At 75.3% G+C, this 23081-nt stretch carries 19 protein-coding genes; 11 read left to right on the top strand and 8 right to left on the bottom strand.

The window, feature by feature from the left end; all coding sequences use genetic code 11:
- Nucleotides 1-30: 30 nt before the first annotated feature.
- A complete protein-coding gene (locus FHX74_RS09715) occupies nucleotides 31-1104 on the top strand; it encodes an ROK family glucokinase (RefSeq protein WP_220483810.1) in 1074 nt (357 codons plus the stop codon).
- Between the two features lie 252 nt (nucleotides 1105-1356).
- On the opposite strand, the gene FHX74_RS09710 is transcribed toward FHX74_RS09715, so the two are convergent.
- Nucleotides 1357-1905: a hypothetical protein gene (locus FHX74_RS09710; RefSeq protein ID WP_182559936.1), complete on the bottom strand. Its 549-nt coding sequence runs from the start codon at nucleotides 1903-1905 to the stop codon at nucleotides 1357-1359.
- Nucleotides 1902-2780, bottom strand: coding sequence for an alpha/beta hydrolase (locus FHX74_RS09705; protein ID WP_328823738.1), 879 nt, complete (start codon nucleotides 2778-2780; stop codon nucleotides 1902-1904). The genes FHX74_RS09710 and FHX74_RS09705 overlap by 4 nt, the downstream gene beginning before the upstream one ends.
- 157 nt (nucleotides 2781-2937) lie before the next feature.
- On the opposite strand from FHX74_RS09705, the gene FHX74_RS09700 reads away from it, so the two are divergent.
- From FHX74_RS09700 to FHX74_RS09680, 5 genes are all read left to right on the top strand, one after another.
- Nucleotides 2938-3726 (top strand): lysophospholipid acyltransferase family protein, encoded by a 789-nt coding sequence (locus FHX74_RS09700; RefSeq protein WP_182559935.1) that lies wholly within the window; start codon nucleotides 2938-2940, stop codon nucleotides 3724-3726.
- Between the two features lie 62 nt (nucleotides 3727-3788).
- The gene (locus FHX74_RS09695; RefSeq protein WP_220483809.1) at nucleotides 3789-4559 is read left to right on the top strand and encodes a lysophospholipid acyltransferase family protein; all 771 of its coding nucleotides are present in this window, start codon (nucleotides 3789-3791) and stop codon (nucleotides 4557-4559) included.
- A 98-nt stretch (nucleotides 4560-4657) separates the two neighbouring features.
- Nucleotides 4658-6109: a class II 3-deoxy-7-phosphoheptulonate synthase gene (locus FHX74_RS09690; RefSeq protein ID WP_407941478.1), complete on the top strand. Its 1452-nt coding sequence runs from the start codon at nucleotides 4658-4660 to the stop codon at nucleotides 6107-6109.
- A gap of 34 nt (nucleotides 6110-6143) precedes the next feature.
- Nucleotides 6144-7169, top strand: a complete 1026-nt coding sequence (locus FHX74_RS09685) for a threonine aldolase family protein (RefSeq protein WP_182559934.1) — start codon at nucleotides 6144-6146, stop codon at nucleotides 7167-7169.
- Between the two features lie 42 nt (nucleotides 7170-7211).
- Nucleotides 7212-7883, top strand: a complete 672-nt coding sequence (locus tag FHX74_RS09680) for an MBL fold metallo-hydrolase (RefSeq protein WP_182559933.1) — start codon at nucleotides 7212-7214, stop codon at nucleotides 7881-7883.
- A gap of 7 nt (nucleotides 7884-7890) precedes the next feature.
- Here FHX74_RS09680 and FHX74_RS09675 read toward each other — a convergent pair whose 3' ends face one another.
- The 4 genes from FHX74_RS09675 to FHX74_RS09660 all read right to left on the bottom strand — a co-directional run bounded on the left by FHX74_RS09675 (nucleotide 7891) and on the right by FHX74_RS09660 (nucleotide 14304).
- Nucleotides 7891-8871, bottom strand: coding sequence for a DMT family transporter (locus FHX74_RS09675; RefSeq protein ID WP_328823737.1), 981 nt, complete (start codon nucleotides 8869-8871; stop codon nucleotides 7891-7893).
- 121 nt (nucleotides 8872-8992) lie between these two features.
- Nucleotides 8993-11167, bottom strand: coding sequence for a Stk1 family PASTA domain-containing Ser/Thr kinase (locus tag FHX74_RS09670; RefSeq protein ID WP_182559932.1), 2175 nt, complete (start codon nucleotides 11165-11167; stop codon nucleotides 8993-8995).
- Between the two features lie 210 nt (nucleotides 11168-11377).
- A complete protein-coding gene (locus tag FHX74_RS09665; protein WP_182559931.1) occupies nucleotides 11378-12925 on the bottom strand; it encodes an ankyrin repeat domain-containing protein in 1548 nt (515 codons plus the stop codon).
- A gap of 209 nt (nucleotides 12926-13134) precedes the next feature.
- Entirely contained in the window at nucleotides 13135-14304 is a 1170-nt protein-coding gene (locus FHX74_RS09660) for a polyprenyl synthetase family protein (RefSeq protein ID WP_407941475.1), read from the bottom strand.
- A 108-nt stretch (nucleotides 14305-14412) separates the two neighbouring features.
- On the opposite strand from FHX74_RS09660, the gene metF reads away from it, so the two are divergent.
- Nucleotides 14413-15342, top strand: a complete 930-nt coding sequence (gene metF / locus FHX74_RS09655; protein WP_182560405.1) for a methylenetetrahydrofolate reductase [NAD(P)H] — start codon at nucleotides 14413-14415, stop codon at nucleotides 15340-15342.
- On the opposite strand, the gene FHX74_RS09650 is transcribed toward metF, so the two are convergent.
- Both FHX74_RS09650 and FHX74_RS09645 read right to left on the bottom strand, forming a co-directional pair.
- Complete coding sequence (locus tag FHX74_RS09650) at nucleotides 15278-17515, bottom strand: HelD family protein (protein WP_182559930.1); 2238 nt, start codon at nucleotides 17513-17515, stop codon at nucleotides 15278-15280. The two genes, metF and FHX74_RS09650, sit on opposite strands and share 65 nt — an antisense overlap.
- A 182-nt stretch (nucleotides 17516-17697) precedes the next feature.
- Nucleotides 17698-19017, bottom strand: a complete 1320-nt coding sequence (locus FHX74_RS09645) for a hypothetical protein (protein ID WP_182559929.1) — start codon at nucleotides 19015-19017, stop codon at nucleotides 17698-17700.
- Between the two features lie 60 nt (nucleotides 19018-19077).
- Between FHX74_RS09645 and FHX74_RS09640 the strand changes: the two genes are divergently transcribed.
- The 4 genes from FHX74_RS09640 (at nucleotide 19078) to dinB (ending at nucleotide 22975) form a co-directional block, all read left to right on the top strand.
- Nucleotides 19078-19839: a PIG-L deacetylase family protein gene (locus FHX74_RS09640; protein WP_182559928.1), complete on the top strand. Its 762-nt coding sequence runs from the start codon at nucleotides 19078-19080 to the stop codon at nucleotides 19837-19839.
- Between the two features lie 370 nt (nucleotides 19840-20209).
- Nucleotides 20210-20758: an SAV_6107 family HEPN domain-containing protein gene (locus tag FHX74_RS09635; protein WP_182559927.1), complete on the top strand. Its 549-nt coding sequence runs from the start codon at nucleotides 20210-20212 to the stop codon at nucleotides 20756-20758.
- Nucleotides 20759-20985: 227 nt separating this feature from the next.
- Nucleotides 20986-21702 carry a class I SAM-dependent methyltransferase gene (locus tag FHX74_RS09630; RefSeq protein ID WP_220483749.1) on the top strand — a complete coding sequence of 239 codons (717 nt, stop codon included), beginning with the start codon at nucleotides 20986-20988 and terminating at the stop codon, nucleotides 21700-21702.
- A 76-nt stretch (nucleotides 21703-21778) separates the two neighbouring features.
- Entirely contained in the window at nucleotides 21779-22975 is a 1197-nt protein-coding gene (dinB, locus tag FHX74_RS09625; RefSeq protein ID WP_182559926.1) for a DNA polymerase IV, read from the top strand.
- Nucleotides 22976-23081 lie beyond the last annotated feature (106 nt).

Below are 23081 nucleotides of genomic sequence, written 5' to 3'. Positions count from 1 at the left end.
CGCGCCGAGACGCACCCGGACGCGATCCCGTTGAGCATCGGGATCGACATCGGCGGCACCAAGGTGGCCGCCGGCGTCGTCGACGGGAGCGGGGCGATCGCCGAGCGGCTGCAGGTGGCCACACCGTCGCACAGCCCGGTGGCGGTGGAGAACACCATCGTCGAGCTGGTCGAGGAGCTGGCCTCGCGGCACCCGGTCGCCTCGGTGGGGATCGGCGCGGCCGGCTGGGTGGACACCGACCAGGCGGTGGTGCGGTTCTCCCCCCACCTGGCCTGGCGCGAGGAGCCGCTCAAGGAGCGGCTGCAGACCCGGATCCGGCTGCCGCTGATCGTCGACAACGACGCCAACGCCGCCGCCTGGGCGGAGTACCGCTTCGGCGCCGGCGCGGACGCGTCGGTGATGGTGTGCATCACCCTGGGCACCGGGATCGGCGGGGCGCTCGTGCTCGACGGCCGGTTGTTCCGCGGCAGCTACGGGATGGCCGGTGAGTGGGGCCACATGATCGTGGTGCCCGGTGGGCACCGCTGCGAGTGCGGCAACCGCGGGTGCTGGGAGCAGTACGCCTCGGGCAACGCGCTGGTCCGCGAGGCCCGCGAGCTCGCCGGGTCGCGGTCGCCGGTGGCGCAGAGCCTGCTCGACGCGGTCGGCGGCGCCGAGGCGATCACCGGTCCGGCGATCACCCAGGCCGCGGTGGGGGGCGAGTCGCTGGCCGCCGAGCTGCTCGGCGACGTCGGCCACTGGCTGGGTCTGGGCATCGCCAACCTGGTCGCCGCGCTCGACCCCGAGCTGGTGGTCGTCGGCGGCGGGGTGAGCGAGGCCGGCGAGCTGCTGCTCGGTCCGGCCCGGCAGGCGTTCGACCGCACCCTGACCGGCCGCGGGTTCCGCCCGAGCGCACGGATCGTCGAGGCGCGGTTCCGCAACGACGCCGGCCTGATCGGGGCCGCCGACCTGGCCCGGCACTCGCTGGACGAGCCGCCCGGCCGGGTGGTCGGCGGACTCTGGCCGCGGCGCCGGCGGTTCCGCCGCCGGGCCCTGCCGCCCGAGTCGCGCCGCCGCGGTCCGCACCTGCACGGGCTCACCCGCCGGACCGACGAGACCGCCTGACCCTGCCCTTCGACAGGCGGCGGAACGCGCGCTGAGCCTGTCGAAGCGCGGGCGCTCAAGCCCTCCGACAGGCGGCGGAACGCGCGCTGAGCTGGTCGAAGCGCCATTGCTCGGGCCCTTCGACAGGCTCAGGGCACGTGGGTGGGCGGCTCAGGGCACGCGGTCGGGTGCGGTGGAACGTGCGCTGAGCTTGTCGAAGCGCGGGCGCTCCAGCCCTTCGACAGGCTCAGGGCACGGAGGTGGAGCGGTAGGTCAGAGGACGGCGCCGTCGCCGGAGCCGGGCGGACGGGTGCGGGGGAGCCGACTGAGCAGCAGGGCGAAGCCGCCGACGAAGGCGCCGACGGCGGTCCAGCCCATCCAGCGCGGGACCGGGGCGCCGAGCGCGGCGCCGATCATCACCAGCAGCGCGAAGACCACGGCGATCCAGCCGACCAGCACCGCGGCCGACGGGCGCGGCCACGGCGGCGGGGGACCCGGGTCGTAGCTCTCCTCGGGCTCGGGCTCCGGTGGGGGCTCGGCCGGGAACGAGAAGAGCGGGTGCTCGTCGGCCCAGCGGCTGTCGAGCTGCGGGGCGGGACGTCGGGTGCCGGGGGCGCGTTGCTCGCCCGAGAACGTCTCGGGCTCGGCGGTCCGCCCGGGCCGTGCCGGGTCCTCGGCCGGGTCGTCCCCGAGCTCGGGCCGGAGCGGTTCGGCGGTCAGGTGGTAGCCGGCCACCAGTTCGGCGAAGGCGCGGTCGACGGCCTCCTCGCTGAAGTCGCCGTCCCCGCGCGCGCCCTCGTCGCGCCGCTCGGACCCGGTCACGGGGTCACGCTCCCCGCGGTGGCCTGCCGCTCGGCGGCCAGCCGGCCGACGAAGCTCGCGCTCTCGGCGAAGATCAGCTCGGCGTCGAAGTCGAGGGTGGCGACGTGGTGACTGCGGGTCAGCCGCCGGTGGGTGACCGCGGCCCGGGTGATCCGGTGCACGATCAGGTCCGCCGAGGACGGGTCGACCACGTGGTCGACGTCGGAGGTGAACAGCAGCACCGGTTGCCGCACCTCGCCGAGCCGTCCGCCGACGTCGCGCCACAGCTCGGTCATCGAGGCCAGCGCGTGGAGCGGGGTGCGGTCGTAGCCGCCCTCCTCGACGCCGGGCTTGGCGATGTCGTCGGCGATGCCGGCGATCGAGGCCGTCAGGAAGCGCAGCACCGGCAGCGCGGCCAGCCGTCGGTCGGCCGACGTCACCGCCGGGTTGACCAGCACCAGACCGGAGACCCGGTCGCCGAACTCGATCCCCAGCCGCAGGGCCAGCGCGCCACCCATCGACAACCCGGCCACCACCACCGTCTCGCAGCGGGCCAGCAGCTCCTCGCAGGCGGCGGCGACACAGCCGTACCAGTCCTGCCAGGTGGTCAGGTTCATCTCGCGCCAGGACGTCCCGTGCCCGGGCAGCCGGGGCACCACGGCGGTGTAGCCCTGCGCGACCAGCGCCTCCGCCCACGGCCGCATCGACCGCGGCGAGCCGGTGAAACCGTGACACAGCAGCACCCCGACGGGCCCGTCACCGGCGGCGTACGGGACGGCCTCGGGATCGACCGCGGCGGCCCGCGGAGCGGTGGCCAGGGGGGCGTCGCGAGGCGCCAACAGGCTCACCGGCCACGGTGGGGAGGGCACCGTGGCGCCAACGGTCCCGGACGTCACGCGTCGAGCCTAATCGCGCTCTGGTACACCGAGAAGGGCACAGCCCGATTCGGTGGTCCAGCCGTGACCCTGCGGGTTCCCGGGGGCGCCGGACGGGCCGCGAGACACTAGGGTCGGTGGACGACCACCCGGTCGGTCCGGAGCGGAGGGGGACGCGTTGCTCTACTGGTTCCTCAAGCTGTTCCTGGTCGAGCCGTTCATCAAGCTCGCCTACCGGCCGTGGGTCGAGGGCGGGGAGAACGTCCCCGACGACGGCCCGGCCATCCTGGTCTCCAACCACCTGTCGGCCGGCGACACCGTGCTGATCCCGGCGCTGCTCAAGCGGCGGTTCACCTTCGCGGCCAAGCAGGAGCTGTTCCAGGGCCGCGGTCCGCGCGGCCGGCTGCTCGGCTGGTTCCTCCGGGCGATCAAGATCCACCCGATCGACCGCTCCGGCGGCCGGGCCAGCGCGACCGGGATGGCCGACGTCAGCGCCGCCCTCGCCGACGGCGGGCTGCTCTGCATCTTCCCCGAGGGCACCCGGTCACCCGACGGGCGGCTCTACAAGGGCAAGACCGGGGCCGCGCGGCTCGTGCTCGCCGCCGGCGTCCCGGTGCTCCCGGTCGCGGTGGCCCACACCGAGTTCGTCCGGAACCGGTTCGGCGTGCCCACCCTGCGCCGACCGGGGATCGTGGTCGGCAAGCCGATGGACTTCACCGAGTTCGCCACCGCCGGCAACAACCGCGACGCGCTGCGGTGGGTCACCGACGAGATGATGAACGCGATCATGGAGCTGTCCGGGCAGGTCTACGTCGACGTCTACGGCTCGGTGGCCAAGGCCGACCTCGCCGCCGGCCGGGTGGTGGACTATCCGACGCCGCCCCGGCCGGGCTGGGGGCGCCCGCGCCCGGTGCTGCCCGCCGCCCCGACCGAGGCCGTGCCCGCCGCTCCGCAGGTGACCGCGTGAGCGACGAGCTCGTCACCATCGACCCCGGTGAGCCGGACGACCGCGACCGTCGCCGCAAGGGCCTGCAACCGCTCGAACCGGTCGAGCAGGAGGGCCGCAGCGGTGGCCGCGGGATCTACTGGGTGCTCAAGAACGTCGTCCTCGGACCGCCGCTGCGCCGGCTGTTCCGGCCGATCGTCGAGGGTGAGCACCACGTCCCGCGCCGCGGCCCGGCGATCATCGCCAGCAACCACCTGTCGTTCTCCGACTGGCTGTTCATGCCGCTCGCCCTCGACCGCCGGGTGACCTTCGTGGCCAAGTCGGACTACTTCACCGGCGACGGCGTGCGCGGCTGGGCGCAGAAGCGGTTCTTCGCCGGCACCGGGCAGGTGCCGATCGACCGGACCGGCGGCCGCGCCAGCGAGGGCGCGCTCCGGGCCGGGCTCAAGGTGCTCCAGCGGGGCGAGCTGTTCGGCATCTACCCCGAGGGCACCCGCAGCCACGACGGCCGGCTCTACAAGGGCCGCACCGGGGTGGCCCGGCTGGCGCTGACCGCCCGGGTGCCGGTGATCCCCTCGGCGGTGATCGGCACCGACACCATCGCCCCGCCGGGCAAGATCGTCTCCAAGATCGTCAGCCCGACGGTCAAGTTCGGCCGGCCGCTCGACTTCTCCCGCTACGAGGGGATGAGCGAGGACCGCTACATCCTGCGCTCGGTGACCGACGAGATCATGTACGCGATCATGGAGCTCTCCGGTCAGACCTACGTCGACATGTACGCCCCGGTGGCCAAGGAGCTCGCCGCGCGGCAGGCCAAGCAGGACGCCGAGGACGAGACCTCGCCGCAGGCCTGACCCGGGCCATCCGCTGCGCGAGCCGCTCCGGTCCGTTCCCAGGCTCTGGTAATCCCCGGGCCGCCGCGGTGGGCCGGATTAGGCTCTACGCCGTGTCGATCGCGAGTCGGGTTCCCGCCACGGGAACCACCCCGGAGCTGCTGAAGGCGGCCGGCCTGCCCACGCTGGCCGAGCTGCACGCCCTCGACCCCAAGCAGCAGCCCGGGTACGCCGACCCGGCGAAGGTCGACCAGGTCGTCGACAGCCTGCGTCGGCTCCCGCCGCTGGTCTTCGCGGGGGAGTGCGACGAGCTGCGCGGCCAGCTGGCCAAGGTCGCCGCGGGCGAGGCCTTCATCCTGCAGGGCGGCGACTGCGCCGAGACCTTCGACGGTGTCACCGCGACCAACATCCAGGGCAAGCTGCGCACCCTGCTGTCGATGGCGGTGGTGCTGACCTACGCCGCCCAGGTGCCGGTGGTCAAGATCGGCCGGCTGGCCGGTCAGTACGCCAAGCCGCGCAGCTCCGACGTCGAGACCCGCGACGGGGTGAGCCTGCCCGCCTACCGCGGCGACGCGGTCAACGGCTTCGCCTTCACCCCTGAGTCCCGGACCCCGGACCCGGACCGGCTGCTCGGCGTCTACAACGCCTCGGCCGCCACCCTCAACCTGGCGCGCGGGTTCGTCACCGGCGGGTTCGCGGACATCCGCACCATGCACACCTGGAACTCCACGTTCGTCAATCAGTATGGCGTCAGGGCGTCCGGTGCGGGCCAGCGGTACGAGCAGCTGGCCGCCGAGATCGAGCGGGCACTGGCCTTCATGGTGGCCGCCGGCGTCGACCCGGAGAAGATGCGCACGGTCGACTTCTACTCCAGCCACGAGGCGCTGATCCTCGAGTACGAGCACGCGCTGACCCGGATCGACTCCCGTACCCAGCGTCCGTACGACACCTCGGGCCACTTCATCTGGATCGGCGAGCGGACCCGCCAGCTCGACGGCGCCCACGTCGAGCTGTTCCGGCACCTGCGCAACCCGATCGGGGTCAAGCTCGGCCCGACCACCACCGCCGACACCGCGCTCGAGCTCGCCGACCGGCTCGACCCCGACCACGAGCCGGGCCGGATCACCTTCATCACCCGGATGGGCGCGGGCCGGATCCGCGACCTGCTGCCCGAGGTGGTGGAGAAGGTGACCGCCAGCGGCCGCCAGGTGGCCTGGATCTGCGACCCGATGCACGGCAACACCTTCGAGGCGGCCAACGGCTACAAGACCCGGGCGTTCTCCGACGTGATCGACGAGCTCAACGGCTTCTTCGACGTCCACGACGAGCTCGGCACCTGGCCCGGCGGCGTCCACGTCGAGCTGACCGGCGACGACGTCACCGAGTGCGTCGGCGGGGCCGACGAGCTGGTCGAGGCCGACCTGGTCAACCGCTACGAGACCCTCTGCGACCCGCGGCTCAACCGCAACCAGAGCCTCGAGCTGGCCTTCCTGGTGGCCGAGCGGCTGACCGACGGCCGGATCAACCGCAGCGCCAACCCGGTGCAGGACTTCCAGCCGATCACCTTCTGACGAGCGCCCGCCGGGCACCGCCTAACCTCGTCGGGTGATCGACCTCCGCAGCGACACCATCACCCGCCCGACCGCCGCCATGCGGCAGGCGATGGCCACCGCCGAGGTGGGGGACGACGTCTACGACGACGACCCGACCATCCACGCCCTCGAGGCGCGGGTCGCCGGCCTGTTCGGCCACGAGGCGGCGCTGTTCTGCGCCACCGGGTCGCTGGCCAACCTGCTCGGGGTCCGGCTGCTGGTCGAGCCGGGCCAGGAGGTGCTCTGCGACGTCCAGGCCCACATCGCCCGCGCCGAGATGGGCGCGCACGCCGCCGTCCACGGCGTGACCATGCGCACCTTCCTCAGCCCGCACGGCGTGGTCGAGCCCGAACAGGTGGCCGCCATGCTCAGCCCGGACGCCGGCCCGCACCTGGTCTCCACCGCGGCCGTCGCGCTGGAGAACACCCACAACTTCGGCGGCGGCACGATCCAGCCCTACGACCGGCTCGAGGCCGTCTCGCAGCTCTGTCTCGACGCCGGTGTCGGCCGGCACCTCGACGGCGCCCGGCTCTGGAACGCCCACGTGGCCACCGGCACGCCGTTGGCCGACTACGGCCGGTTGTTCGACACCATCAGCGTCTGCTTCTCCAAGGGCCTCGGCGCCCCGGTCGGCTCGGTGCTGGTCAGCAGTGCGGCGAACATCGCCCGCGCCCGCGTGCAGCGCAAGCGGCTCGGCGGGGGCTGGCGGCAGGGCGGGATCCTGGCCGCCGGTGCACTGCACGCGCTCGACCACCACGTCGAGCGGCTGGCCGACGACCACGCCGCCGCGGCCGCGTTCGCGACCGCGGTGGCCGAGCGGGCGCCGCACGCCGTCGACCCGGCCGCGGTCCAGACCAACATCGTGGTGCTCGACACCGGCGCGGTCCCCGCCGCGCAGGTGGCCCAGGCGGCGCTGGCCCAGGGCGTCGCGGTCTCCGCGCTCGGCCCGCGGCTGGTCCGCGCGGTGACCCACCTCGACGTCGCCCACGACGACTGCGTCCGCGCCGGCGAGGTCGTCGGCGGCCTGATCGCCGGCTGACTGCCGGAGAGCCCGGGAACCGCCCCGGCTAGCGTGGGAACCATGCAGATCACACACCTCGGCCACGCGGCCGTGCTGGTCGAGACCGACGGCGCCCGGATCCTGATCGACCCGGGCAACCTGTCCGACGGGGCCTGGGCCCGCGAGACCGATCTCGACGCCGTCCTGGTCACCCATCTGCACCCCGACCACCTCGACCCGCAGACCGTGCCGGCGCTGCTGGCCGCCAACCCGGGCGCGCACGTGGTGGTCGAGCCGTCGATCCTCGACCTGATCGAGAAGGGCGAGCTGCCCGCGCTGCACACCGACGCCGGCCCCGCCGAGGCGTTGGCTCCCGGGGACACCGTGAGCGTCGGCGGGCTGCGGGTGACCGCGGTCGGCGGCCGGCACGCGGTGATCCACGCCGACCTGCCGCGGATCGGCAACGTCGGCTACCTGCTCGCCGCCGAGGGCGAGCCGACCCTGTTCCACCCGGGCGACGCCTACGACACCGCGCCGGAGGGCGTCGACGTGCTCGCGCTGCCGGCCTACGGTCCGTGGGCGGCCCTCAAGGAGACCATCGACTTCGCCCGGGCGGTCGGGGCGCCGCGCGGGTTCCCGATCCACGACGAGCTGCTCAACGACCGCGGGCGCGGGCTGGTGACCGGCCGGGTCAACGACATGACCGGCACCGAGCTCACCGATCTGCGCGGCCAGGGTCCGCAGCGGTTCTGACCGTCGGTCAGGGCTCGCGGTCCGGCGGCGCGGCGTCGAGCGCCTCGCGGGCCGCGGTCGCGGTCGCCAGCGCGCGGGTGCGGCGCCGGGTCCGCAGCGCCGGACCGATCTCCACCAGGTACATCGCCGCGAGGATGGCCAGCCCGCCGATCACGATCCGCACCGACAACCGGTCGCTGCCCAGGGTGATCGCGAAGGCGGCGGCCCAGACGGGTTCCATCGCCATCACCACCGCGGCCCGGGTCGCCCCGACCCGGGCCTGGGCCCAGGTCTGCAGGAACATGGCCAGCGCACCGGCCACCACCGCCAGGTAGAGCACGATCAGCCAGTCGGTCCCGCTGGCCGGGAGCCGCAACCCGCCGGGGACGGCGGCCACCCCGCAGATCAGCGCGATCACCACCATCTGCACGGCAGCCAGCGCGGTCTCCTCGCCGTGCCGGCCGAGCCGGTCGAGGGTCAGGATGTGCAGCGCGTAGAGCACCGCCGAGCCGAGCGTCAGCAGCTCGCCGGGACCGATCGCGAAGCCGCGCAGCGACAGCACCCCGAGACCGACCCCGGCCAGCACGACGGCGAGCCAGGTCAGCGCGTTGAGCCGGACCCGGAACAGCAACGCGCCCAGCACCGGGGTGAGCACGACGTACAGCCCGGTGATGAAGCCGGAGACGCTGGCGTCGGTGCGGGCCAGCCCGAACGTCTGCAGCAGCTGCGCCGCACCGTAGAGCACGCCGAGCACGGCGCCGTTGCGGAGCACCCGGCGCAGGTCGGCCGGCGACCGGGCCAGCCGGGTGAAGGACGGCGCGGCCAGCGCGAGCAGGGCGACCGCGGCCAGGGCGAACCGGACCGCGAGCATGTCGACCACCGGGATCCGGGTGACGACGTCCTTGATCATGAAGAACGTCGAGCCCCAGGCCGCGGTCATCACCAGCAGCGCGGCCAGCGCCAGCCGCTGCCCGCCCGGCGCCGTGGGGGAGGGGACGGGACTGCTCACCCAGCGATCCAACACCAGCGGTCGCCCGGGTCCGAAACCGTGACCACTCACGACGGGTGGGCGGACGTCCCGGCGGACGTCCCGGCGGACGTCCCGGCGGACGTTCTGGCGGACGCCCCGGTCAGACGATGAAGAGGGTGATCGTCGAGCCCTTCGGGGCCTTCGACCCGGCCGCGCGGCTGGTGTAGGCCACGTAGCCGAGCCCGAGGTAGTTGGTCGCCGCCCGCTGGGTGGTGGTCTTGAAGCCGGCCTCCTGCATCGCCGCCTGGGCCGCCTTGATGCCCATCGCGCGGACGTTCGGCACGCTGACCATCACCGGGCCGAGCGACTTCACCAGTGCGATGTCGTCGCCCTTGACGCCCGTGCCGCTGTCCGGGCTCTGGCTGATCACCCGGCCGGCCGGGACGGTGTCGGAGTTCTTGCTGGTGACGGTGACGTCGAAGCCGGCCTTGTCGAGGGCCCGGGCGGCCTCGCCCGCGTCCTTGCCGGTCCAGTCGGTGACCGTGATCGGCTGCTTGCCCTTGGAGACGGTCAGGTTCACCGGGGTGTCGCGGCGCAGCCGTGCGCCGACCGCCGGCGTCGCCCTGATCACCTGACCGCTGGGGACCCGGTCGTCCCAGACGGTGCTGGTGGTGCCGACGCCGAGCGAGGCGGCCCGGAGCGCCGCGGTGGCCGCGGCCTGGCTCATCCCGGCGACCGCCGGGACCGCGTGCCGCTCGGGCCCCTTGCTGACGGTGACCTCGATCTCGCCGCCCTTGACCACCTTGGCGCCCGCTCCGGGGACGGTGGAGATGACGGTCCCGGTGCTGACGTCCTCGGACCAGGCGTCCTCGAAGTGTCCGCTGAGCCCGGCGCGGGCCAGCGCGGTCTGCGCCTCGGTGCGGGTCATCGTGGTCACCGCCGGCGCGGTGGTGAACCGGCCGGCGGCCAGGTACCAGCCGGTGTAGGCGGCCAGCGCGGTGAGCAGCAGCACCAGCAGCAGCACGATCGCCCCGCGGAGCCGTCGCCGACGGGCGCGCTGTCGCCGGGCCTCGGCCCGCTCGTCGACCAGGCCGCGCTCCGCGGTTCGACCGTCGGCCGGCGCCACCGCCCGCCAGGAGCGGGGATCCGATCGCTCGTCGCGGTCGCGGAGCGGGTGCGGCGGCGTGCTCAGCGAGCGGACGTCGTGCGGGACCGAGTTCTCGGTGGGGGAGGCCGACGGCCAGGAACGCTCCGGGCGGGCCGGGACCGGCGGGGCCGGGACCCGACCGACCAGGTCGGTCGGCTCGGCGTCGGCGCGCGACCAGCCCCCGTCGTCGCGCCCGTCGGCGTCCTCGGTGGGCCAGCCGCCGGGCCAGCTGTCGGACTCGCGCGGCTCGCGCCCGAGCCGGCTGAGCGGGACGGTCAGGTCCTGGGTCAGCTCGGGGTCGTCGGTCACCCCCTGGGTCAGCGCGCTCTTGACCCGGCGCAACTGGGTCAGCATCACCCGGGCGTCCGGGGGCCGCGCGTCGGCGTTGCGGGCGGTGACCCGGCTGATCAGCGCGTCGAGGTAGTCGGGCACCGGGCCGGCGGTGGGGAACGAGCTGACCGGCGGGACGTCGGTGTGGACGTGGGCGTAGGCGACCTGGATCGGGGTGTCGCCGGTGTGCGGCTTGCGTCCGGTGAGCAGCTCGAACAGCACCACCCCGGCGCTGTAGACGTCACTGCGGGCGTCGGCCTTGCCGGAGGTGACCAGCTCGGGCGGCAGGTAGGAGACCGTCCCGATCAGCAGTCCCTGGGTGGCGGTCGAGGTCTGGGCGCTGATCGCCTTGGCCAGCCCGAAGTCGGCGACCTTGATCTGGCCGCGGTCGGAGATCAGCACGTTCTCCGGCTTGACGTCGCGGTGCACCAGCCCGGCGTCGTGCGCGGCGGCCAGCGCCGAGAGCACCGGCTCCATCAGCTCGAGAGCGCGGACCGCGGTCAGCGGGGCCTGCCGGCTGATCACGTTGCGCAGCGTCTGGCCCTCGACGTACTCCATCACGATGTACGGCCGCCGCTCGCCCCGGCCGAGATCGTCGGTGCCCTGGTCGAAGACGCTGACCACGTGCGGGTGCGAGAGCCGGGCCGCGGCGCGGGCCTCGCGGTCGAACTTGCGGCTGAACTCCGCGTCGTCGCCGAGCCCGGCGTGCATCACCTTGACCGCGACGGTGCGGGTGAGCCGCAGGTCGGTGGCCCGGTAGACGGTGGCCATCCCGCCGCGGGCGAGCCGGTCCTCGATCCGGTAGCGGCCGTCGAGGACGTGACCGACCAACGGGTCGCCGACGCTGGTCATGCTCATCCGTCCGCCCTGGCGGTCGCGGTGGTCAGGGTCACAGGTGCTCCAGACACGGTCGGGGAAGAAGATCCGTGTGGTCACCGACGGCGCGGTCCGGCGGTGCGTAGGTCCCGAGTGTAGGAGCGCGGGCCCGGTCACGGACGGATAACGCGCCGGGCGCGCGCCCGCCGATCGGCGGCCCGGCTCCTCTCTCAGGAGCGGCCCGCGCGGGGTTCAGCGGGTCGGCGGGGCGGCGTCGCCGACGAGGGCGTCGAGCTGGTCGGCCAGCCCGGTGTGTCCGGCACCCCGGGCCCAGTCGGCGGGGGTGGCGCCGAGGCCGTCGCGGAGGTCCGGGCGGGCGTGGTGGTCGAGCAGGGCCTGCACCATGGCCCGCCGGCCCGCCCGGGCGGCGAAGTGAAGCCCGACCCGTCCGCCGGGCTGGGCGACGTCGGGGTCCCAGCCGTGCGCGAGCAGCAGCAGCACCCCGCCGAGCCGGTCGAACTGGGCGGCGAGCGAGACCGCCTGCGGGAACCGGGCGCGGGCCTGCGGGACCAGCGCGGGGTCGGACTCGACCAGCAGCGTCGAGTGCCAGCCGTCCCCGGCGCCGAGCCGCCCGGTGAGCTCGTCGACCCGGTCGGCGCCCCCGGTGTCGGCGCCGGCCCGGGCCAGCAGGCGCGCGGTCTCACGGTGACCGCCCAGGACCGCGAGCCGGAAGGCGGTCAGCCGCTCCGCCGGGTGGGCGCCGGACGGGTCGGCGGGCCGCGCGCCGGCCGGGTCCTCGGCGGGGACGTCGTGGTCGAGCAGCAGCGCGACCCGCTCGGTCAGCCCGTGCGAGGCGGCGTAGCGGAGCTGGTCGATCAGCATCCGCGCCGGCTCGGGGTAGTGGTCGCCGAGCTGCTCGCGCCAGCGTCCGGCGTGCTCCTGGCCGAGCCCGTAGCGGAGCAGCACCCGCAGGTGGGTGTCGTCGGGGTCGGCCATCCGGTGCACGAGGGTCTGGTGGTCGTTGGGGTCGGCGCCGTACCGGAGCAGCAGGTCGGCGAGCGCGGCCGCCTCGGGGTGCGGCGGCTGGTCGGCCCCGCCACCGAAAACCCCGGTCAGCGCGGTGAACGGCGACAACCGGCCGTGCCAGAGGAAGCCGCTGTCGGCGTCGGCACCGGCCTCGAGCAGCACCTGGAGGGTCGCGGTCGCCGACCCCAGCGGCAGGGCCGCGGCCTCACCGGGGACCTGCCCGCCGGTCGGCTCGGGCGTGAGCCGGCCGTAGCAGAGGTAGAGCAGCGGCGGCCAGTCGTGCGGCCCGCCGGGCCTGCGGGCCGCCTCCGGGTCGTGCCCGAGCAGTGCGGCCAGCGCCTCGGCCTGTCCGGTCAGGGCCATCGTGTACGCGTTCACCCCGGCCAGCCAGGGCGAGCGGGCCAGCAGCCGCCGGGCGTGGACGGGGCCGGCGTCGTCGTCGGCGGTCCAGGTCAGGCAGCCGAGCCGGCAGAGCCGGTTGGCCAGCCGCTCCGGGTCGGTGATGCCGGCGGCCGGGTCGTCGGTGAGCTCGGCCGGCGTCGGCCACCGGGTCAGCCGGTCGACCAGCCAGATCCGGTCCTCGAGGGTCTGCCAGTCGGCGAACCCGTACCGGCCGGCGACCCGGGTGCGGGCGGCGGCGACGTCCGCGGCCGAGCCGTCGTCGACCAGCCGGTCGGCCTCGGCGGCGAAGTCGGCCAGGTCGGGCTCATCCGGGAGCCGGCGCGCGCGGTCCGGGACGCTCGCGGCGTCTGGTGGTGCCGGCGTCTCCCCCATCACCCGCCCGTTCCTGGCTGTCGGGCCCGGCCGGAGGACCCGGTCGGGGCGCTGTCGTCTGGTCGCGGAGCCCGGGACCGGCTGGCGTGGGGGGCGCCGGGCCGGTCAGGTACGTGGTCGTGACGCCGTCGGCGCCGGGGTGGTCGCGGGCCGGTGCGAACGGCCCGATGACGGATCACGATACCGCTCCGGACCCGCGTGGGCGCCGGTCAGGCGGTGCGGTCGACCGCGAGCTCGGCCAGCCGGCGGAGCGCCTGCCGTCCGGCCGGGTGCAGGTCACCCCCGGGCTCGGCGTCGAGCGCGGCGACCGCCGCGTCGTGGCCGGCCCGGATCATCGCCTCGACCTCCTCGACGGCGCCGGAGTCGGCGATCAGGCCCTGCAGCCGGGCGACCCCGTCGGCGTCGAGGTCGGGGTCGCCGAGCCGGCGGTCGAGCTCGGCGCGGCCGGCGGCGTCCGCGCGCATCCGCGCGTGCGCGACCAGCACCGTCCGCTTGCCCTCGCGGAGGTCGTCCCCGGCCGGCTTGCCGGTCAGCTCGGGGTCGCCGAACACGCCGAGCAGGTCGTCGCGGTACTGGAAAGCGCGTCCCAACGGCAGGCCGTACGCCTCCAGCCGGGCCAGCAGCGCCGGACCGGCCCCGGCCAGCGTCGCCCCGAGCTGGGCGGGCCGGACCACCGTGTACCGGGCCGACTTGAACTCGGTGACCCGCTCGGCGGCGGCCAGCGCCGGGTCGGTCGCGTCCGCGTCGCTCCCGCCCGGGGCCAGCAGCGGCGCGGTCTGGGCGAGCACGTCGAGGAACTGGCCGCCGGTCACCTCGGTGCGCATCGTCTCGGCGATCCGCCCGGCGGCCTCGAGCCGGTCGGCGGCGACGCCGGAGCGGGTCAGCATCTCGGTCGACCACATCAGCAACAGGTCCCCGAGCAGGATCGCCCCGGCCCGGCCGAAGGCCACCGGGTCGCCGGTCCGGGCCTGTTCGCGGTGCCAGGCCTCGAGCTGGCGGTGCGCGGACGGCCGGCCGCGGCGCAGGTCGGAGCCGTCCATCACGTCGTCGTGGACCAGCGCGCTGACGTGCAGCAGCTCGAGGGACGCCGCCGCCCGGAACAGCGCCGACCGGTCCGCCGGCGCGGGGTCAGGTCCCGCCGCCGCCACCCAGCCCCACACGCAGAGCGCCGGACGCAGCCGCTTGCCGCCGGCGGTCAGGTCGGTGGCCAGCCGGTGCAGCGGGTCGAGCTCGGGGCCGAGCGCGGCAGTGGCCGTCCGCTGTCCGTCGAGGAAGTCGGTGAGCACCGCGGCCACCTCGGCCCGGAGGTCGCCTCCGACCGGGTCCGCGGGGTCCAACCGGCCGTGGCCGGCGCTCGGGGCGGGGTGTTCGGGTGGCACTCCCACATCCTGGCCCACCGGCCGGGCGCCGCGTCCGCGCCGCCTAGGCTCGTCGGCATGTCCGCCGCCACCGACCTCCGCCCCGGCCAGCCGTCGGCGTCGGCGTCGATGCCGGCGTCGCTGCCGGCCGGGGCCACCCGGGGCAAGCCGGACCCGACGATCACCGACCTGCTGGCGACCGCCGGCCGGCCGCTGTTCAGCTTCGAGCTGTTCCCGCCGCGCGACGAGGAGCAGGAGCGGCAGCTGTGGCTGACCGTCCGCCGGCTCGAGGCGCTGGCCCCTGACTTCGTCTCGATCACCTACGGTGCCAACGGCTCCACCCGCGGCCGGACGATCCGGGCCACCCAGCAGGTCGCCGAGAACACCACCTTGCGCACCATGGGCCACCTGACCTGCGCCGGGCAGTCGCGCGACGAGCTGCGCCGCGCGGTCGGCGCCTACGCCGACGTCGGCGTCCGGCACGTGCTGGCCATCCGCGGCGACATGCCGGGCGGTCCGACCGAGCCCTGGGTCCGGCACCCGGAGGGGCTGGCCAACGCCACCGAGCTGGTCGAGCTGGTCACCTCGCTCGGCGACTTCTGCGTCGGGGTGGCCGCCTTCCCCGACGTCCACCCGCAGGCCCGCGACGCCGACCTCGACGCCCGGATCCTGGTGGAGAAGGCGCGAGCCGGCGCCGGGTTCGCGATCACCCAGCTGTTCTTCACCGCGCAGCGCTACTTCGAGCTGGTCGACCGGGTCCGCTCGCTCGGCTGCGACATCCCGATCATCCCGGGGATCCAGCCGGTCACCCAGCTCCGGCAGATCCGGCGGTTCGCCGAGCTGTCCGGCGCCGATCTGCCGCCCGCGGTGGTGGCCCGGCTGCAGGGCGCCGGCGACGAGCCGGGCGCGGTCAGCCGGGTCGGCGTCGAGATCGCCGCCGAGCTGTCGGAGGAGCTGCTGGCCGGGGGAGCCCCCGGCCTGCACCTCTACACGCTCAACCGGTCGCGGGCGACCCGAGAGATCTACGCCAGGCTGCACCCGGGTTCGCGTCGACCGTGACCAGCCGCTGCGTCGGCCGGGTCAGCGCCACGTAGAGCACCCGGACGCCGCCGGGTGAGGTGGCGACGATCTCGTCCGGGTCGACCACCACCACCGCGTCGTACTCGAGGCCCTTGGCCTGCAGCGGCAGCACCACGGTGGCCCGGGTCGCGTCCTCCCCGTCGAGCTCGTCGGCGAGCAGCTCGGAGAGCCCGCGGGCCCGGTCCGGAGCGGCGATCACCCCGACCGTGCCCTCGACCTGACCGAGCACCTCGCGGGTCGCGGCCAGCACCTCCTCGGCCAGCCGGTCCGGCGCCGGGGCCACCCGCAGCAGCGGGTCGATGCCGGTCGAGCGGACCGCCGTCGGCAGATCGGCCGTGGGGTACACCGCGGTCACCACCTGCGAGGCCAGGGTGAAGACCTCGGCCGGGCTGCGGTAGTTGGTGCTCATCCGGAACTCGCGCCGCGGGGCCGAGCCGATGGTCTGCTCGATCGCCCGGCGGGCCTCCTCGGGATCCGGCCAGGAGCTCTGCGCCAGGTCGCCGACGATCGTCCAGGAGGCCCGCTGGCCGCGCCGGCGGAGCATCCGCCACTGCATCGGTGAGATGTCCTGGGCCTCGTCGACCAGCACGTGGGCGTAGGTGGTGTACGGGTCGGCGAACGGGTCGGCCTCGCGGATCGGGGCCATCCGGTCCAGGGTGGTGACGACCTCCTCGACCTGCCGACCGTCCTCGAGGAACAGCGGCGCTTCCTCCTCGACCTCCGGCAGCGGGCCGAGCCGGTCGGCCAGCTCGTCGAGCAGCGCGCCGTCGGCCACGCTCGGCTCGCCGCCGCGGGCCAGGTCGGCCTCGCGGAGGCTCTGCGCGAGCAGAGCGGCGTCAGCCGGGTCGAGCAGACCGGCGGTGAGCTCGGCCGCGGTGGCTGGGTCGGCGAGCCGAGCCAGCGCGTCGGTCGGGCTGAGGTGCGGCCACCAGGCGTGACAGAACATCTTGTACGCGGCCAGGTCGGTGACCAGGTCGTCGAAGGCCTCGCGGTCGAGGTCGACGTCGGCCGGCTTGGCCCGCCAGAGCGCGGTGAGCAGCGCGGTCTCGGCGGCGGCCCGGCCGGTGTTGACCCGGTTGTGGGCCAGCACCTCGCGCCGGATCCGGCTCAGCTGCTCGGCCCGCAGGGTGATCGGCTCGCCCTTGACCAGCAGCCGGAGCTCGGTGGGCGAGCCGGTCGGCGGCCGTGCGACCAGCCGGGCCAGCACGTCGACCATGGCCAGCCCGCCCTTGATCCGCTCGACCTCGGCGCTGTCGTGCCGCTCGCCGGTCAGGTCGACCACGTCGGAGGCCACCGAACCCACCGACCGCAGCGTGACCGCTTCCTCTCCGAGGCTGGGCAGCACCCGCTCGATGTAGTTCATGAACAGCCGGCTCGGGCCGACCACGAGCACACCGCCGCTCTCGAACCGGCGGCGGTTGGAGTAGAGCAGGTAGGCGGCCCGGTGCAGGGCCACCACGGTCTTGCCCGTCCCGGGACCGCCGGTGATCAGGGTGACGCCCTGGTACGGCGCCCGGATGGCCTCGTCCTGCTCGGCCTGGATGGTGGCCACGATGTCGCGCATGGTGTGGCCGCGGGCCCGGGACAGCGCGGCCAGCAGCGCGCCGTCGCCGATCACCACCAGGTCGTCGTCGGCGGCCTCGGAGTCGATCAGGTCGTCCTCGATCCCCACCACCCGGACGCCGCGGCAGCGCAGCACCCGGCGCCGGACGACCTCCATCGGGTTGGCCGGGGTGGCGCGGTAGAACGGCTCGGCGGCGGGCGCGCGCCAGTCGATCACCAACGGCTCGTAGTCGGCGTCGCGGACGCCGATCCGGCCGACGTAGCGGATCTCGTCGTCGGTGCGGTCGAGCCGGCCGAAGACCAGGCCCTCGTGCTCGGCGTCGAGGGTGGCCAGCCGCCGGGCGGCCTGGAAGGCGAAGACGTCGCGCTCGAACAGGCCGGTGCCGTCCTCCTCGCGGACCACCGTCTGCCGGTCGGACTGGTAGAGCGCGCGGCCCTGGTTGGCGACCTGGCGGGCCGACCGGGTCGCCTCGGCCAACCGCGCGTAAACCAGGTCGACGTGTGCCTGTTCCGCCGCGAGCTCGCGCTCGAAGACGTCGGGGGAGACGCCGTCGGGAGCGGCGGGGCTGTCCGTGGGGGGTGTGTCCACCGCGGGGGCGGGGCCGGTGGGGCGGTCCGGCTGGTCACCCTGGTGGGTTCTCAGCGTGCCGTCGTGTCCGGAACGATCACCCGAAGGCTGGGCGTCGCGGGCGGGCTGCCCGACCGGCTCGTCTCGGTGAGAGGTCAACGACCGATTCCCTTTCGCAGAAAAACCGAACACAACACTCTACGTCACCGGGCGGCGTCGGCGGTGGCCGCGAGCGCGGCGCTGAGCAGCTCGCGGTCCGGTCCGGAACCGGATCGGGAGACCGGTCCCGCCAGCCGCAACCCGGGCACGGCGCTGACCGTCGGCGGCCGGTCCAGCCAGCCGTCCAGTCCGTCCCAGGCCACCCCGACCGGACCGATCCCGTCCCCGGCCGCGGTCGTGTGGTCGGTCACCACCGCCTCGGCGTCCGGGCGGCGGTGCAGGACCCGGAGCAGCGCGCCCCCGTCCGGCCCGTACGCGCGGCACTCGAGCGGTGACGCGGACCGGAGCCCGCCGGTGCGGTCCTCGGCGCGCTCGTCGGGCCAGGGGCCGGGACGGGACGCCGGGACGGGGGCCGGTCGGCACCGGCCGAGCCGACGGCGTTCGGCCCGGGCGCTCCGCTCGGTCAGCCGGAGCGGCAGCCGGGCCCAGAGCGAGGTCACCGCGTCCAGACCGCCGCTGGCCACCAGCAGCCGGGTCGGCAGCCGGGTGCCGTCGGTGAGCAGCACGCCCGCGATGCCGTCGCGGTCGGTCTGCACCGCCTCGAGCGCACCGGTCCGCACCACCACCCGGCGCAGGGCGAGCCGGTCGGTGAGCAGACCGACCAGCACCGACAGCGGCACCGGCCGGCCGGGCTGCTCGGGTCGGCGCAGGCACCATCGGCCGAAGGTGCGTTCGACGAAGAGCCCGGCGGCGACCAGCGCCGGGGTGCGGGCGGGGTCGGAACCGGCCTCGGTGGCCGTCGCGGCGACCAGCGCCCCCAGTCGCCGGTCCGGCAGCGCAGCGGCCAGGTCGGCCACCGCCCGGTCGGCCCACAGGGCGGCGAGCGTCGGCGGGTCGAGGGTGCGGGCGTCGGCCAGCGGGGTCTCCACCCCACGGAACCGCAGCGCCTGCCAGACGTCGCCGAGGCCGTCGACCAGGTCCCGCCAGGCGGTGGCGGCGCGGTCGCCGGCGAACCGGCGGACCGCGTCGAGCTGATCGGCCCGGCCGACCGGCAGGTCGAGCACGGAGCCGTCGGCGAGCAGGTGCCGGGTCGGCGGTGCCGGCACCAGCTCGAGCCCGGACCGGCGGAGCTCCTCCTCGAGCGGTCGCCCGGACTTGCGGAACAGGTCGCGCCACGGGGCCGGGAACGACAGCACCGTCGGCGAGAGGTCGGGCGCCGGCCCGTCGGCCGGTGCCCAGCGGTCACCCAGGCGGCCGTTGCCGATCAGCGTGACCGCGTGGCCGTTCTTGGCCAGCCGGGCGGCGGCGGCCATCCCGGCCAGGCCGTCGCCGAGCACCACGGCGGGCGTGGTCGGTCTCGGCACGGCGACGATGCTAGGTGCGAGCGCCGACAGCCGAAGGACCGCGGCGCTAGCGTGACCGCCATGACCGAGACCGCCGCACCCGCTCCCGCGAAGCTCCCGCCGGTGGCCGAGGACTGGGAGCGGGCGCTCTGCCTGGTCGCCCACCCCGACGACCTCGAGTGGGGATCGGCCGCCGCGGTCGCGCGCTGGACCGGTCAGGGCAAGCGGGTGGTCTACGCGCTCGCCACCAGCGGTGAGGCCGGGATCGACGCGATCGCCCCCGAGGAGTGCGGACCGCTCCGCGAGGCCGAGGAGCGACAGTCGGCGGCCGTGGTCGGCGTCGACCGGGTCGAGTTCCTCGGGCTGCCCGACGGCGTCGTCGAGTACGGCGTCCTGCTGCGCGCCCTGCTGTGCGACGCGATCCGTCGGCACCGCCCGGAGATCGTGATCACCCAGAACTTCGGACCCCGCTGGGGCGACGACGGACCGCTCAACCAGGCCGACCACATCGCCGTCGGCCGAGCCACCCTGGACGCGGTCCGCGACGCCGCGAACCGGTGGGTCTTCCGGGACCAGGTCGCCCCGGGCACCGGGATCGAGCCGTGGGCGGGTGTCCGGCAGGTCTGGGTAGCCGGGTCGGCCCGGCCCACGCACGGGGTGGACATCACCGCCACCTACGACCGCGGGGTGGCCTCGCTGCAGGCCCACCGCGCCTACATCGACGGCCTGAGCTACGCCTTCGACCCCGAGGAGTTCCTCGAGGGGCTGGCCCGACAGGCCGCGACCCGGTTCGACGCGCCCCGGGCGACCCTGTTCGAGGTGATCGACCTCAGCGACGGCTGAGCCGGACCGGTGCCCGGCCCGGATCGCGGACCGGCGAGCGGCTCGCGACCCGCCGACGGCGGCTCTTGACGGACTGTCGGAGGCCGCGTGTAGATTGATCGGTGTTCGAACGGGTGTTCGAAACGGCTGACTTGGGGAAGATCGGTCGCGCCGGCACCCCGACGAGGCGCAGCGTTCGCGGCCTGCGCACACGGCGGTACCCCGGGCGGGACGGACTCGACCCCCGTCCGCCCGGGGTCGCCGGTCGGCCTTCCCACGTCCTCCGCCGGTCAGCGGCGCCCTGTGCGCTGCGCCGCACCGGGTGGCCAAGGGCAGCGGACCGGCGGTCGCCGTCGCGAACACCGAGACCGGAGAGCGACCAGGAGGCACCGTGACCGTGCTGGACAGCCTGACCCCGACCGGCGGCCGCACGGAGGCCCCCGAGGCACGGCTCGACGCGGACCTGCGCCGCGCCCGGGTGGCCGCCGATGTCGCGCTGCTGACCCCCGAGACCGACACCCGGTACGTGCTGGCGCACCGCGCGGCGATGCGGGTCGCGGCGGTGGTGCTCTCGGTGCGTCCGCTCCGTCGCCGACCGGAGGTCGCCGGCCGCGGGAGCGCCGGTCCGTCGGTCGCCGCGCCGCGGGACGTCTGGTCGTTGCTGGCGGCGGCCGCACCGGAGCTGACCGGCTGGGCCGCCTACTTCGCGGCCCTCCAGCCGCGGCGGCTGGCCGTCGAGCAGGGGGACCGCTCCCGGGTGACCGCCCGCGAGGCGGACGACCTGGCCCGGGACGCCTCCTCGTTCTGCACCCTGGCCGAGGCCATGGTCGAACGGCTCGGTCCGGTCTCGCCGCCGCCGTCGACCTCCTGGTCCGCCACGTCCTCCCCGACCTCGGCGCTCTCGGTGGTCCTTCCGGGCGTGGGTCGTGGCCACCGCTGACGCCACCGCCGAACCCGCCGTGGGCCGGCGCGGCGGGCCGCGGACGCGTCGACGGCCGGACCCGGTCCCGCCGTGGCTAGGCTGGCGCCCGGAGCCGCACGCCGGTCCGGACGCCGTCGGAGCCGGCCGCCGGGAGCGCGGCCGGAGCCGACGGGAGACCGCGAGTGATCCAGCCAGCAGCCGGAGCGCCGGGCTCGCGGCGCGGGTCAGCAGGTCGGCGCCGTCCGGTGGCCGACACCGTGCTGATGGAGCGGCTGACCGAGGAGCTCGCGGCCTGGACCGCCCGGACCCGTCCGGAACTGCCCTGCCGGGTGATCGACCTCGGCGGCGGCACCGGCACCTTCGCCTCGCAGCTGGCCGACCAGGGCCATGCGCTGACCGTGATCGACCCGAACCTCGACGCGCTCGCCTCGCTGGAGCGCCGGGCGACGGAGTGGGCCCGGGGTGCCGGAGCCGGGGCGACCGGGTCGATCCGGGGAGTCCAGGGCGACGCGAGCGAGCTGGTCGAGCTGGTCGGGGCCGGCGCGGCCGACGTGGTGGTCTGCCACCGGGTGCTCGAGGTGGTCGACGACCCGGAGCAGGCGCTGACCGCGGTGGCGGCCGCCCTCCGACCCCGGGGTGCGCTGAGCCTGGTGGTCGGGCTGCGACGCTCGGTGGTGCTCGGGCAGGCGCTGGCCGGCCACCTCGGTTCGGCGTTGCGGACCTGGCAGGACCGGCGACGCTTCGACCTCGAGCAGGTCGAGGAGCTGGTGGTCGAGGCGGGCTTCCGGATCGTGTCCTCCGAGGGCGTCGGGGCGGTCGCGGGTTACGTCCCCGAGGCGCTGGTCGAGTCCGACGCAGCGGCGCACGAGGAGCTGGCCACGCTGGAACGGGCGCTGAGCACCGACCCGGCCTTCCGGGCGCTGGCGCCGGCGGTGCACGTCTTCGCCGAGCTGGCCGGCTGAGCCCGTCCGCGCACCGGCCGGCCGGACGACCCCAACGACCCGAGCGGTCGTCGTCACGGCCGGCGGACGACCGGTCATGAGCGCCCCGGTGATCATGCACGTCGACATGGACGCGTTCTACGCCTCGGTCGAGCTGCGCCGTCGGCCCGATCTGCGGGACGCCCCCGTGCTGGTCGGCGGGCAGGGGCGCGGGGTGGTGCTGTCGGCGACCTACCCGGCCCGGCGGTTCGGTGTGACCTCGGGCATGCCGATGGCGCGGGCCATGCGGCTGGTGCCGAACGCGGTGGTGCTGCACCCCGACTTCGACGCCTACACCACCGTGTCCAAGGCGATCGCCGCCATCTTCGAGACGTTGACCGAGACCGTCGAGGTGGCCTCGATCGACGAGGCCTACCTCGACCTGACCGGAGCGATCCGCCGTCTCGGGCCGCCGGCCCAGATCGGCGAGTGGCTGCGGGCGACGGTGGCCGACGAGCAGCAGATCACCTGCTCGGTCGGGATCGGCCCGACCAAGTTCGTGGCCAAGGTGGCCTCGCGCGCCGCCAAGCCGGACGGACTGGTCGAGGTGCCGCCCGACCAGGTCACGGCCTTCCTGCACCCGCGCCCGGTCGAGGACATGTGGGGGGTGGGCGAGCCGACCGCCGAGAAGCTGCACCGGCTGGGGCTGTTCACGGTCGGTGACCTCGCGCACGCCCCGCGCGACGCGCTGCGGAACACCTTCGGGCCGCACCAGGGCATCTATCTCCAGCACCTGGCCTGGGGGCGCGACGGCCGCCGGGTGGTGACCGGCCCACGCGAACGCAGCGTCGGGTCGCAGGAGACGCTCGGCGCCGACACCGACGACCCCGCCGTGGTCGAGCGCGAGCTGCTGCGGATGGCCGCCCGGACCGCGCGACGGCTCCGCAAGGCCGGGTTGCTCGGCCGGACGGTCACGCTCGGGATCCGGTTCGCCGACTTCCGCGCGATCACCCGGTCGGCCACGCTGACCACGCCCACCGACGTCACCACCGAGATCCACGCCGAGGCCGTCCGGCTCTATCGCGCCCTCCAGGTGCCGAAGGCCCGGATCCGTCGGGTGGGCGTCCGGGTCGAGAACGTGGTCGAGGCCGACCGGACCAGCCGGCAGCCGTTCCTCACCGACCCCGAACACGGCTGGCGGGAGGCCGAGCAGGCGGTCGACGCGGCGGTCGCCCGGTTCGGGCCCGGCGCGGTGCAACGGGCCGCGTTGGCCGGCACCGGACGTCGGCTGAGCCCGTTCGCAGCCCCCGAGTGAGCCCGGACAGAGCCCCGAGCAGAGCCCAGTACAGAGCCCCGACGAGGCGCGACAGCGTCGAGGACGGGGCCAGCGTGTGAGCAGGCTGAACCCCGGGTCGACGGCC

Origin of the sequence: Microlunatus kandeliicorticis (assembly GCF_014137855.1) — a bacterium.
In the GTDB taxonomy this organism is placed as follows: Bacteria; Actinomycetota; Actinomycetes; order Propionibacteriales; family Propionibacteriaceae; genus Microlunatus; species Microlunatus kandeliicorticis.
Note: the sequence above shows the minus strand (reverse complement) of the source record. Positions and strands in the feature narration are given on the sequence as shown.

Excerpts from the sequence above, each read along its gene's own strand:
- FHX74_RS09670 (WP_182559932.1), bottom strand. The coding sequence starts at position 11,167 with ATGAGCATGACCAGCGTCGGCGACCCGTTGGTCGGTCACGTCCTCGAC.
- FHX74_RS09665 (WP_182559931.1), bottom strand. The coding sequence starts at position 12,925 with ATGGGGGAGACGCCGGCACCACCAGACGCCGCGAGCGTCCCGGACCGC.
- metF (WP_182560405.1), top strand. The coding sequence starts at position 14,413 with ATGCCGGCGTCGCTGCCGGCCGGGGCCACCCGGGGCAAGCCGGACCCG.
- dinB (WP_182559926.1), top strand. The coding sequence starts at position 21,779 with ATGAGCGCCCCGGTGATCATGCACGTCGACATGGACGCGTTCTACGCC.
- FHX74_RS09680 (WP_182559933.1), top strand. The coding sequence starts at position 7,212 with ATGCAGATCACACACCTCGGCCACGCGGCCGTGCTGGTCGAGACCGAC.
- FHX74_RS09640 (WP_182559928.1), top strand. The coding sequence starts at position 19,078 with ATGACCGAGACCGCCGCACCCGCTCCCGCGAAGCTCCCGCCGGTGGCC.